Origin of the sequence: Streptomyces violascens, assembly GCF_014649955.1 — a bacterium.
GTDB classification, from domain to species: domain Bacteria; phylum Actinomycetota; class Actinomycetes; order Streptomycetales; family Streptomycetaceae; genus Streptomyces; species Streptomyces violascens.
This window is the reverse complement of the sequence record NZ_BMUA01000015.1, coordinates 30,713-43,145: the sequence shown is the minus strand read 5'-3', so window position 1 is coordinate 43,145 and position 12,433 is coordinate 30,713. Positions and strand designations below refer to the sequence as shown.

General features: G+C 73.1%; 7 protein-coding genes. 5 read left to right on the top strand and 2 right to left on the bottom strand.

Annotation, left to right across the window (positions count from 1 at the left end):
• Positions 1–110 precede the first annotated feature (110 nt).
• Positions 111–1,769: a serine/threonine-protein kinase gene (locus IE206_RS26060; protein ID WP_189966113.1), complete on the bottom strand. Its 1,659-nt coding sequence runs from the start codon at positions 1,767–1,769 to the stop codon at positions 111–113.
• A 397-nt stretch (positions 1,770–2,166) separates the two neighbouring features.
• Between IE206_RS26060 and IE206_RS26055 the strand changes: the two genes are divergently transcribed.
• From IE206_RS26055 to IE206_RS26035, 5 genes are all read left to right on the top strand, one after another.
• Positions 2,167–5,250, top strand: a complete 3,084-nt coding sequence (locus IE206_RS26055; protein ID WP_189966110.1) for an FtsK/SpoIIIE domain-containing protein — start codon at positions 2,167–2,169, stop codon at positions 5,248–5,250.
• Positions 5,251–5,544: 294 nt separating this feature from the next.
• Complete coding sequence (locus tag IE206_RS26050; protein ID WP_189966386.1) at positions 5,545–6,882, top strand: ABC transporter substrate-binding protein; 1,338 nt, start codon at positions 5,545–5,547, stop codon at positions 6,880–6,882.
• A 7-nt stretch (positions 6,883–6,889) separates the two neighbouring features.
• Positions 6,890–8,242 carry a carbohydrate ABC transporter permease gene (locus IE206_RS26045; RefSeq protein ID WP_189966108.1) on the top strand — a complete coding sequence of 451 codons (1,353 nt, stop codon included), beginning with the start codon at positions 6,890–6,892 and terminating at the stop codon, positions 8,240–8,242.
• A 70-nt stretch (positions 8,243–8,312) separates the two neighbouring features.
• On the top strand, positions 8,313–9,194 hold the full coding sequence (locus IE206_RS26040) for a carbohydrate ABC transporter permease (protein WP_189966106.1): 882 nt from the start codon (positions 8,313–8,315) through the stop codon (positions 9,192–9,194).
• 180 nt (positions 9,195–9,374) lie between these two features.
• A complete protein-coding gene (locus IE206_RS26035) occupies positions 9,375–11,615 on the top strand; it encodes a bifunctional glycosyltransferase/CDP-glycerol:glycerophosphate glycerophosphotransferase (RefSeq protein WP_189966104.1) in 2,241 nt (746 codons plus the stop codon).
• 156 nt (positions 11,616–11,771) lie between these two features.
• Here the strand turns inward: IE206_RS26035 and IE206_RS26030 are convergent, their stop codons facing one another.
• Complete coding sequence (locus tag IE206_RS26030) at positions 11,772–12,404, bottom strand: TetR/AcrR family transcriptional regulator (protein ID WP_189966102.1); 633 nt, start codon at positions 12,402–12,404, stop codon at positions 11,772–11,774.
• Positions 12,405–12,433 lie beyond the last annotated feature (29 nt).

Sequence of the window (12,433 nt, the reverse complement as noted above, 5' to 3'; positions counted from 1 at the left end):
GGGACGCCAACCTTCACTTCTGGCGCCGAAATCACCCTCTGGAAGTCGACAAATCCACGAAGTCGCGTCCCGGACCGGCAGGGCGGAGCCCTGTGAGAGCCCTGTGCCCGCTACTTTCCGGCGTCGCCGATGCTCTTGATCCAGCCGGATACCGTCGAAATCCCGTCACCGATGGCCTGCCAGTAGCTCTTGCCCTGGGCGACCCAGTCCTGGAGCGGGGTGAGCTCCCAGATCAGCCAGCCCGCGACGAAGAGCAGCAGGAACGTGAACAGGCAGCCCTTGAGGCAGCCCAGACCCGGAATCCGCATCCGGTTCGGGCTGCGCCGGCGCGGCTCGCGGGGCTCCCGCGGCTCACGGGCGGGAGCCTGCGGCTGCTGCGGCGGGGGCTGCGCAGGCGCGTACTGCTGGCGCTGCGGCGCGTACTGCTGCGGTTGCTGCTGCTGGTAGGGCTGCGGCGGCGGCGCGTACTGCTGGTGCTGGGGCGGGCGGCCCTGCGGCGGGCCCTGCTGGGCGTAGCCCTGAGGAGGCTGCCGGCCCTGCTGGCCGTAGCCCTGCGGGGGCTGCTGCTGGCGGTGCGGGCGGCGGCGCAGCGGGTCCTGCTCGGGGGGCAGGTAGCCGACCTGGGTCTGTTCGTTGCGGTCGCGCGCGGCCTGGAGCTGGGACTGCCAGGGGTGCGGCTCCTGCGGCTGCGGCTGGCCCTGCGGCACCGGCGGCATGACGGCGGTCGGGTCGGCGTGCTGGGCCTGGCCCGTCTGCGGCAGCACCGAGGTGCGCGCGGCCGGGTCGTACGAGGCCGCGTTGCTCGGCAGGACCTGCGTCGGGTCCGCCGCGCCCGGGGCCTCGGGGACCGGGGCCGGCGCCGGGTCGGGCGCGAGCAGGGCGCCCACCCCGTCGGCCGCCTCGACCTGGGCCGAGGTGGAGTGGACGCCGATGCCGGAGGCGACGACGCGCAGCCCGCGCGCCAGGTTCTCGGCGCTGGGCCGGCGGTCCGGGTCCTTGCTGAGGCAGCGCTCGATGACCGTCCACAGCGGCGCGGGGACGGTGGTGGGCCGGCGCGGTTCCTCGCTGAGGTGGCGGTGCAGGACTTCGAGCGCGGTGCCGCCCGCGAACGGCGGACGGCCCGTGACCAGCTCGTACAGCAGGATTCCGGCGCCGTAGATGTCCACGGCGGAGGTCTGCGGGCGGCCCTCGGCGGACTCCGGCGCGACGTACGCGGGCGTGCCCACGAACTCGTGCGTTCGGGTCAGGCCCGGGGAGTCCGCCAGGCGCGCGATGCCGAAGTCGGTGAGCATCGGGTGCATCGCGCCGTCGCGCTCGTCCAGGAGGACGTTGGCGGGCTTCAGGTCGCGGTGCACGACGCCGTCGGCGTGGCTCGCGGCGAGCGCGTCCGCGATCTGCGCGGTGAGCAGGGAGGCGGCGACCGGGGTGAGCGGGCCGTTCTCGCGGATGTAGCGGTGCAGGTCCGGGCCGTCGATCAGGTCCATGACCAGGGCGAGCAGATCGCCCTCGACGACCAGGTCGCGGGTGCGCACGATGTTGTCGTGGCGCAGCCGCAGGAGCACGGAGCGTTCGCGCAGGAAGCGCATCACCACGTCCGCGTCGTTGGCGAGCTCCTCCTTGAGGACCTTGATCGCCACGGTCTCGCCCGGCTGGCCCGCCACGGACGCTTCCGAGCCCGCGGTCTCCCTCTGGCGGGCTCGCCAGACGGTGCCCGTGGCGCCGCGTCCGAGCGGCTCCTCGAGCAGGTACTTGCTGCCTACCGGCCGCACGTCATGCGCTCCCTGCTGCTCGCGTCCATTGCTGTGTGGGTTTCCGGCCCACTCTAGTGCCGCCCCCGACCGCGCCGACGGGTCGTGCGGTCGGTGCCACCAGGTTGTTCACCGTCTTCTCATGCTTCTCGGGAAAGACGCGGTCTTCGCACGGAAGGTTGCCGAACGGCCGTGCCCGGCACCTCTTCGAAATGCCCCACTCGGTCGTAACCAGCCACTTTTCCGTCCACAATTGCGTCCCGAGCCGACCAATCAAGATCAATTAAAGGTGGGCGACGGGCGCGTTGTCAGTGACAGGTGCGAGGATGCCCTCAGCACGAATTGTGTGCCGGGTGGGGGGAATCACAGGGCTGCTCCCCCTTCTTGGCACCCCCGCGCAGAAGGGACCGCCGAGGCGATGCAGATCCGGCTGACCGTCCTCGCGCCGCGCAGCGGCCACGCTGCGGCGCGCGCCTGCGACGTGCTCGTCACCGCCCCGGCGGGGACGGCACTCGCGGCCGTCGCGTCGGGCCTGGCCTCGGCCGCCTCCGGCGCGGAGGTCTCGGGCGCTTCCGTGGTGCTGTACGCGGGCCGCGAGCGGCTCGACGCGCAGCGCCGCATCCTGGGTGAGCCACCGCTGGTGGACGGCGCGGTGCTTTCGCTCGCCTCCCCCGCCGAGGGCGAGCCGGCCCACGACGGCCCGGCCCCGGCCCGCCTCCACGTGGTGGCGGGGCCCGACGCGGGCGGCGTCCACCTGCTGCACGGCGGCCGCATCGGCATCGGCCGCTCCACGGAGTCGGACGTGGCGCTGGACGATCCGGACGTCTCGCGCCGGCACTGCGAGGTGACGGTCGGCGAGGACGGCCGGGTGAGCGTCGCCGACCTGAACTCCACGAACGGCACCCGCCTGGACGGCCGCGAGATCGGCGCCCGGCCGGTCCGGCTCGCCCCCGGCGCGCTGCTGCGGATCGGCGAGTCCGCCCTGCGGCTCTCCCCCGGCGGCCCCGAGGCGGAGCCCTCCCTCGTCACCACACCGGACGGCGATGGACACCTTCGGGTGACTCCTCGTACGGCAGCGGCCCAACCGGCCGATCCTGTAACGGAGTTGACCCCTCCGCCGGGCCCGTCGGGCGAGACGAGCCACTCCTTCGGTACGTCCCCCCGCACGCCGGGCGGGCACGAGGGGGCGTACGGCGGCGGGTTCGACGCGCTGGGAGCGCCGTCCGGGTACGGGCACGACGGGCGGGACGACCATCGGGAGGCGGCGCCGCCGAGCAGGCGGCAGGGCACGCCGCTGCGCGGCACCCGGCTCCCCGAAGGCCTGCCCGGCCCTGACGAGACCGAGCACGCCCGCGCGGATGCGGCCGACGGCGGCCGACGGCGCGGGATAGGGGCATGGGCCCGGCGGCTGGCCGGCGGGCGCGGCGAGATGGCACCCGAGCAGTCGCCCGCCGAGCCGCACCGCCCCCCGGCCGAGCCCGCGCCCGAGAGCTGGCCCGACCCGGCCGCGCTGCTCCTGACCGCGCTCGGCCCCGGACCCCGGCTGTGGGAGCGCGAGCCCGGTCATCCGGAGGCACTCGCGATCCGGGTCGGCACCGCGGACCGGGGCGAGCTGGCGGCCGTGCCGGTCACGGTGGGGCTGCGCGAGGCGGGCTCGCTCGGGCTCGCCGGGCCCCGCGAGCGGCTCGCGGGGCTGGCCCGCTCGGCGATCGCCCAGCTGGCCGCGCTGCACGCGCCGACCACCTTGGAGATCGTCCTCATCAGCACGGACCGGTCGCGCCCCCTCCAGGCGCGCACCGCCGAGTGGGACTGGCTGGGCTGGCTCCCCCAGGTCCGCCCGGCGCACGGCCAGGACTGCCGGCTGCTCCTCGCCTACGACCGCGACCAGGCGACGGCACGCACGGCGGAGCTGGTCAGACGGCTCGACGCGGGCCCGCTCGGCCCGGGCTGGGCCTCGGCCGAGCGGAGTGCGGTGGCCGAGGCCGCCGCCCGCTACGAGGGCCCGCTCACGGTGGTCGTCGTGGACGGCGACCCGGGTTCGGCCCCGCTGCGCGAGACCACCGCACGCCTCGCCGCGGCCGGCGCCGCGGCCGGCATCCATCTGCTGTGCCTCGCGGACGCCCCGCCCGCATCGGCCGCGTCCCCCGTCGCGGCGACGTACGAGACGGCGTGCGCGGCCTCGCTCGCCTTCCGTGAATGCGGGGCGGTCGCGCTGCTCAGCGGGGATGTGGCCACGGCGCTGCGGCTGCTGCGCATCGCGGGCGGCCGGCCCGCCGGGCACGGCACGGTGGCCACGATGGACGCGGTCTCGCGCGCCTGGGCCGAGCGGTTCGCCCGCGCCCTCGCCCCGTTGCGCACCGGCGACGGCACGGCGGCCTCGGCCGGGCGCCTCGCCTCCTCGCTGCCCCAGTCCTCGCGTCTGCTTGACGAGTTGGGGCTTGCCCGGGCCACCCCGGCGTCCCTGATGGCGCGTTGGGAGTCGGCGCCGGACGGGGCGGTCGTGCTCGGCACCGGGCCGCGCGGCCCGGTCGGCGTGGATCTCGCGTCCGACGGCCCCCACCTGCTGGTCGAAGGGCCGCCCGGCAGCGGCCGCACCGAGCTGCTGCGGGCCGTCGCCGCCTCCCTCGCGGCGGGCGCCCGGCCCGACCGGCTTGCCCTGATCCTGGTCGACGGAGCGGGCGGCGAGCGCGGCGAGGGACTGCGGCCCTGCACCGAACTCCCGCATGTGTCAACGCACTTGATCGCCTCCGACCCCGTACGGATGCGGGAGTTCGCACAGGCCCTGGGTGCCGAGCTGAAGCGCCGGGCCGAGGTGCTCGGCGGGCTCGGCTTCGCGGAGTGGCAGACCCAGCGCGAGGTCGCCGGGCGCATGGTGGGGCAGCGGCAGGCCCCCGCCGCGGAGAGCCGGGGCGACCTCGATCCGCCGGGCAGCAGCACGCTGAGGCTGCGCCCGGTGGCCCGCAGCCGCACCGAGGAGGGGCCCGCGCTGCCCCGCCTGGTCGTCCTGGTCGACGATCTGGACGCGCTGGTGGCGCCCGCGCTCGGCAGCCCCGGGCGGCCCGCCGCGGGTTCGGTCGTACGGGCCCTGGAGGCGGTGGCCCGCGAGGGCGAGCGGCTCGGGGTGCACCTCGTGGCGGCCTCGGCCCGGCCGGACCGCACGGCCGACACGGAGCTCGCGCGCGGCGTCCGGCACCGCGTCGTCCTCGATCCGCCGCCCGCATCACCCTCGCCGGAGGAACCGTCCCCGGGAAGGGGCCGGCTGCACCAGGCGGACGGGGTGTCCGTGCCGTTCCAGGGCGGCCGGGTCACCGGGCGCATACCGCGCACCGCGACACAGCGGCCCACCGTCGTGGTCCTGGAGTGGGAGCGGATGGGCGACCCGCCGGCCCGCCGGCCCGTCCGCGAGCTCGGCAACGGGCCCACCGACCTGGCCCTGCTGGCGAGCGCCCTCGACCGCGCGGCGTCCTTGGTCAACGCGCCCTCGGTGCCGCCTCTGCCGTGACGCCGGGGGCCGCCGCGCGCGGCCCCCGGCGGATCAACCCGGCTGCAAAGGGAGGCAGTTGGGGCATCCCGCAGCACCCAACGTCACAAGCCCATCACGATCATCAACTGGACAGCGAAGGCGGTATTGCGGCGCCCCCACACCCGGCGTAGGACTGTCGCACGGGACGAGAGCGGCGGCGCCTGCGTCACCGGGCGCGGCGGTTCGTACGCGCACGGGAGAGACGGGGCACGCATGCGCAGCACTCGTACAGGCCGCACCACCACACGCACCACGACAACAGGTCGCACCCTCATGTCCGCCCTCGCCATCGGCGCCCTCGCGCTCGGTGCGGCCGCGTGCAGCAGCGACGACGGGAAGAAGAGCGGGCCGTCCGCCAGCGCCTCGGCCTCCGCCTCCACGGGCGGTGGGGTCCAACTCCCCAAGCTCAGCGGGGAGAAGATCGAGGTCGCCGCCGTGTGGACGGGGCCCGAGCAGGCCAACTTCGTGAAGGTGCTCAAAGAGTTCGAGGCGCGGACCGGGGCCACCGTCACCTTCGTGCCCGCCCAGGACCCCATCGTCAACTTCCTCGGCACGAAGATCGCCGGAGGCAGCCCGCCCGATGTGGCGATGCTCCCGCAGGTCGGCGCGATCCAGCAGGCCGTGGCGAAGAAGTGGGCCAAGCCCGCCGGGCCCGAGGCCAAGGCGCAGCTCGCCGCGAACTACTCCAAGGTGTGGCAGGACCTCGGCTCGGTCGACGGCACCCAGTACGGGGTCTACTTCAAGGCCGCCAACAAGTCCCTGGTCTGGTACAACACCAAGGTCTTCCAGAACGCGGGCGTCAGCGTGCCCGCGAAGTGGAAGGACTTCCTGAGCGCCGCCGACACCATCTCCGCCTCCGGCGTGACCCCGGTGTCCATCGGCGGCGCGGACGGCTGGACGCTCACCGACTGGTTCGAGAACGTCTATCTCTCCCAGGCCGGGCCCGAGAAGTACGACCAGCTGGCCAAGCACGCCATCAAGTGGACCGACCCGTCCGTGAAGGACGCGCTCACCACCCTCGCCCAGCTCTTCGGCAAGCCGAACCTCATCGCGGGCGGCACCAACGGCGCGCTCCAGACCGAGTTCCCGGCCTCCGTCACCCAGACCTTCACGGGTGGCGACCAGCCCAAGGCGGGCATGGTCTTCGAGGGCGACTTCGCCTCCGTCAACATCGCGGAGACCTCCGCCAAGATCGGCACCGACGCCAAGGCGTTCCCGTTCCCTGCCGTGGGCGACAAGGCTCCGGTCGTGACCGGCGGCGACGCGGCCGTGGCACTGAAGGACACCAAGGGCGCCCAGGCGCTGCTCACCTGGCTCGCGTCCACCGACGCCGCGCAGATCTGGGCGAAGGCCGGCGGCTTCATCTCGCCCAACAAGGCCCTGGACGCCGGCGCGTACCCCAATGACGTACAGCGCAACATCGCCAAGTCGCTGGTCGCGGCCGGTGACAACGTGCGCTTCGACATGTCGGACCAGGCTCCGCAGTCCTTCGGCGGCACGCCCGGCAAGGGCGAGTGGAAGGACCTCCAGGACTTCCTGAAGAACCCGTCCGACATCGTGGGCACCCAGTCCAAGCTGGAGGCCGACGCGGCCGCGGCGTTCAAGAGCTGATCCGGCGATGACGACCGCCACGGCGGGAGGCGCGCCGCCTCCCGCCACACCGCCCGCGCCCCAGGCCGTCAAGAGCGTCACCGGTACCCGCAAGTGGATCGCGGCGGCCTTCCTGCTGCCCGCGCTCGTGCTGCTCGGTGCGCTCGTGGTCTATCCGATCGGATTCTCGATCTATCGATCGTTCTTCGATCAGTCCGGTCATTCATTCGCCGGAATCGACAACTACAAGACGCTGTTCACCGACCACACCATCCGCACCGCGGTGAAGAACAACGCGATCTGGGTCGTCTGCGCCCCGACGATCGCCACCGCCCTCGGCCTGATCTTCGCCGTACTGACCGAACGGGTGCGCTGGGGAGCGGCGTTCAAGCTCATCGTGTTCATGCCGATGGCAATCTCGATGCTCGCCGCGGGCATCATCTTCCGCCTGGTGTACGAGCAGGACCCGGCGCGCGGGGTCGCCAACGCGGTGGTGGTGGGCGTGCACGACACGTTCACCGAGTCGGCCGGCTATCCCAAGGCGCATCCGCTGCCCAGCGCGCCGCTGAAGGACGGGGGCGGCGGGACCTTCATCACCCGGGACGCGGTGCACGCCGGGCACCCCGCCCTGCTGCCCCTCGTGGGCGTCGCCGCCGACAAGATGCCGGCGTCGGCCGGGACCGCGAAGGCCGCCAAGGCCGACCCGGGCAAGGTCACCGGCACGGTCTGGCTCGACTTCACCAAGGGCGGCGGCGGCCGTCCGGGCGTCATCGACGCCAAGGAGCTCGGCCTCAAGGGCATCAAGGTCGAGGCCGTCAAGGACGGCAAGATCGTCACCTCGGCCACCGCCGGCGCGGACGGCACGTTCACCCTGCCCGCCTCGGCCGACGGAGCCCAACTCCGGCTGCCCGAAAGCAACTTCCACGAGCCCTACAACGGCGTCGAATGGCTCGGCCCGACGCTGGTCACCCCGGCCATCATCGGCTCGTACATCTGGATGTGGGCCGGGTTCGCGATGGTGCTCATCGCGGCGGGGCTCGCCGGGCTGCCGCGCGAACTCCTGGAAGCGGCCCGCGTGGACGGCGCGAACGAGTGGCAGGTGTTCCGCCGGGTGACCGTCCCCCTGCTCGCGCCGGTGCTCGCGGTCGTCCTGGTCACGCTGATGATCAACGTCCTGAAGATCTTCGACCTGGTCTTCATCATCGCGCCCGGCTCCAGCCAGGCCGACGCGAACGTGCTCGCCCTCCAGCTCTACCGCTCCTCCTTCGGCACCGAGGCGGACCTGGGCATAGGCAGCGCGATCGCGGTCCTGCTGCTGCTCCTCGTGATCCCGGTGATGCTCTTCAATATTCGCCGCATGCGACGGGAGGCCAAGCGATGAGGGCCCGCAGAGGCGGTCGTCGCCCGGGACGGCACGGCATTGTCCGGTGTGTGCGCGAGGAGGCCAGGCGATGACCGCTGTCGAAGGGATCGTCAAGGCCCGGCAGTCTCTGCCCGCGCGCATCGCGTCGCGTACGGGCGGCGGCGTGCTGCGCGTGTTCCTCGTCCTGGTCGGCCTCTTCTGGCTGATGCCGACCGTCGGACTGCTGCTCTCCTCGGTGCGCAGCCCTTCCGACATCGCCTCGACGGGCTGGTGGAAGACATTCACCGACCCGTCCCGGTTCACCTTCCACAACTACGCGAGCCTGCTGGACAACAGCACGATCACCAACTCCCTGCTCTCCACGGTCGCGATCACCGTCCCCGCCACCGTCCTGGTCGTCGTCATCGGCTCGCTCGCCGGTTACGCGTTCGCCTGGATGGACTTCCCGGGCCGCGACTGGTGGTTCATGGTGGTGGTGAGCCTGCTCGTCGTGCCGGTGCAGGTCGCCCTCGTGCCGGTCGCCAAGCTCTTCGGGCAGATCGGGATCTTCGAGACGACGGTCGGCGTGATCATCTTCCACGTCGCCTTCGGCCTGCCCTTCGCGATCTTCCTGCTCCGCAACTTCTTCGCGGAGATCCCGAGGGAGCTCCTCGAGGCGGCCCGCCTCGACGGCGCGGGCGAGATCCGGCTCTTCACCCGCGTGGTGATGCCGCTCGGCGGCCCGGCGATCGCCTCGCTCGGCATCTTCCAGTTCCTGTGGGTCTGGAACGACATGCTGGTCGCGCTGATCTTCGCGGACTCCAAGCACCCGCCGATCACGGTGGCCCTGCAGCAGCAGGTCCGCCAGTTCGGCAACAACATCGACGTGCTCGCGCCGGGCGCCTTCGTCTCGATGGTCATCCCGCTCGCCGTCTTCTTCGCCTTCCAGCGGCAGTTCGTGTCGGGGGTGATGGCCGGCGCGGTCAAGTAAGCGTACGTGCAGCGAACTTGATCACCCGATCGAACGATCATGGCCAGGCGCTCGCATGACACCACGTCAAGCGCATGATCACGCGACTACGCCGGACGGCACCGGCGGCGTAACCGGATCACTCCTTCGGACGTTCACGGGCCATCCGCCCGTGTCCTCTCACGCCCCCAGGATGTTCCGTTGCCCCGGTTCAGCGTCATCGTGCCCGCGTACAAGCTCCAGGCCCATCTTCACGCCTGTCTGGAATCGGTACTGAGTCAGACGTACGAGAGTGACGAGAGCCCGGCGTTCGACCTGGAAGTGATCGCGGTCGACGCCGGCTCGCCCGACTCCTGCGGCGAGATCATCGACGAGGTCGCCGCCCGCGATCCCCGGGTCGTCGCGGTGCACCTGCCCGCGGACCCGGCCGACCCCGGTCAGGGCCCGGGCCCCGCCCGCAACGCCGGGCTCGCCCGCGCCACCGGCGAGTACGTGCTGTTCCTCGACGGCGACGACACCCTGGCCCCGCACGCCCTGCGCGACATCGCCGACCGGCTCAAGGCGTCCGGCGACCCCGACGTCCTGGTCTTCGGCCACGCCCATACGCACTGGTCGGGCGAGAGGGAGTACGTCCTGCCGCCACACCTCACCGAGTCGGGCCCCGTCTCCTTCCCACTGGACGAGCGCCCGGACCTGTTGAGGCAGCCGTCGCCGTCCTGGAACAAGGCGTACAAGCGGGAGTTCACCGAGCGCGAGGGGCTCACCTTCGCGCCCGGCCGGCACACGGACACCTTCTGGTCGTACGCGACGCTCCTCGCGGCGGGTTCGCTCAGCACCCTGGAGCGGGTCTGCGTGCACCACCGCAGGCGGCGCGGCGCGGCCGCCACGTCCGGCCGCTATTTCGACCTCTTCCCCCAGTACGACCGCACCTTCGACTTCATCGACTCCCGTCCCGAGCTGAACAGGTGGCGCCCGGTGCTCGCGCGCCGGATGGCCGAGCACCTCGTGGCCGCCTCCGCCACGGTCCTCACCGCGCCCGGCCTGTCCGCGCGCACCCGCACCGAGTTCTTCCGCCTGGCCCGCGCCCACTACGGCCGCCACCGCGTGCCGGGCGCCGCCGGGCTGCGGTACGCCGGCGTCCGCTTCGGTACGTACCGCATCTACCGCGTGCTGCGCGGGATCCGCGCGCTGCGTGCCCGCACCCGGGCGCTCGCCGCGAAGGTGGTGCGCCCGGTGCGCTCGGCCGCGCTGGGGCTGCACTACCGGGTCCAGCGATGTCGGCCCGTACGCGAGGACCTGGCGGTGTTCAGCGCGTACGGGAACCGCGGCTACGCGTGCAACCCGGCGGCGATCGAGGCGAAGGTCCGAGAACTCGTCCCCGGCATGCGGACCGCCTGGATCACGGCGCCCGAGCAGGACGCGACGGTGCCGTCGGCCACCCCGCGCCTGCGCCCCGAGAGCTTCGGCTACTTCGAGGCCCTCGCGCGGGCCAAGTACCTGGTGAGCAACGTCGAGTTCGACCACCGCCTGGTCAAGCGGCGCGGCCAGATCCTGCTCCAGACCCACCACGGCACCCCGCTCAAGACGGTGGGCCTGGATCTGACGGACCGTCCGGCGGCCTCGCGCGACACCGACGCCGCCCGCCTGCTCGCCGACGCCGACAAGTGGGACTACGCCCTGTCCGCCAACCGGCACGCCACGCTGGTCGGCGAGCGTGCCTTCCCGGCCTCGTACACCACGCTCGAATACGGCAGCCCGCGCAACGACGTGCTGCACCGCGCCACCCCGGCCGGCGTGGCCGCACTGCGCGAACTGCTCGGCGTTCCGCAGCAGTCGACGGTCGTCCTGTACGCGCCGACGTACCGCGACTACAGCCGCAGCCAGCACCTCCCGCTCGACCTGGAGCGGCTCGGCCGCGCGCTCGGCCCGGAGTTCTTCCTGCTGACCCGCGCCCACTTCGCCTACCGGGCGCCGCTGAACCGGACCCCGCTGCCGCGCGTCCTGGACGTCACCGGGTATCCGTCGGTCGAGGAGCTCTTCCTGGTCTCGGACGCGCTCGTCACGGACTACTCGTCCCTGATGTTCGACTTCGTCACTCTCGACCGGCCGATCGTCATCCTCGACGACGACCGCGAGGCGTACGAGGCGGCCCGGGGCACCTACTTCGACCTGCGGAGCTGCCCGCCGGGCGCGGTCGCCCGCAACGAGGACGAGCTGATCGACATCTTCACCACCGGCCACTGGCGCGGCTCGCGCTCGGCCCAGCTGCGGTCCGCCTTCCGCACGCGGTTCTGCCCGTACGACGACGGGCATGCGGCGGAGCGGGTCGTGCGGCGGGTGTTCCTGGGGGACTCCGGGTCCGCCCCCGCCCCCACGGGCCGGAATCTGCCCGCGCAGCGCGTCAGGGGGGCGGAGTTCGCCCCTGCGGGGGCGAGTCGCTGAGGTGAGGGGCGCGGGGGGCTTCCGCGACTTCGCTTTCGGGTGCGGGCCGTGGGAGGCTTCCGCGCCCACACGGCGGAGCCGCACGCTGTCACAGCCCCGCGCCCCTCGAACCCGTTCGGCCGGGCCGCGGGCCGCACCGCCTGCGGCCGTGAGGCGCTAGCCCGTTGCCTTCAGGGCGGCTACCGCCGACTTGGCCAGGTCGTCCAGGTAGCCCTTCGGCAGGGCTCCCTTGACCACTACCAGGCGCCAGTACAGAGGGCCCACGATCAGGTCGAGGGCTCGGTCGGGGTCCGCCCCCGGGGGCAGCTCGCCGCGTTCGACGGCCTCGCGGACGACGACCGCGGCGACACCCTGCTGACCGTCGAGCAGCGCAGCCTTGATCGCGTCGGCGATCTCCGGGTGGCGTACGGACTCGACGAGCAGGTCGGGGATGACCTGCGAGGCGACGGGGTGGCGCAGGGCCAGCGAGGCGACCGCCAGCAGGGCCCGGATGTCCCCGTAGAGGGAGCCCGTGTGCGGCACCGGAAGGCCCTGTTCCGCGAAGGCCGACACCAGGTCGAGGACCAGGCTCAGCTTCGACCTCCACCGGCGGTAGACCGCGGTCTTGCCGACCCCCGCGCGGCGCGCGATGCCCTCGATGGACATCCGGGCGAAGCCGACCGCGGCGAGCTCCTCGAAGACGGCCGCCCGGATGGCCTCCGTCACGTCCTCGCGCAGCACGGCGGCGCCCGCGGGGGCGCGGCGTGACGGCGGGCGGTTCGCGGCGGTCTCCGGGTCCGTCTTGGTCATGCCTTGAGCATAGCGTTGCGACGACACGG

Coding starts and splice junctions, on each gene's coding strand:
- IE206_RS26055 (WP_189966110.1), top strand. CDS start 2,167: ATGCAGATCCGGCTGACCGTCCTCGCGCCGCGCAGCGGCCACGCTGCG.
- IE206_RS26050 (WP_189966386.1), top strand. CDS start 5,545: ATGTCCGCCCTCGCCATCGGCGCCCTCGCGCTCGGTGCGGCCGCGTGC.
- IE206_RS26045 (WP_189966108.1), top strand. CDS start 6,890: ATGACGACCGCCACGGCGGGAGGCGCGCCGCCTCCCGCCACACCGCCC.
- IE206_RS26040 (WP_189966106.1), top strand. CDS start 8,313: ATGACCGCTGTCGAAGGGATCGTCAAGGCCCGGCAGTCTCTGCCCGCG.
- IE206_RS26030 (WP_189966102.1), bottom strand. CDS start 12,404: ATGACCAAGACGGACCCGGAGACCGCCGCGAACCGCCCGCCGTCACGC.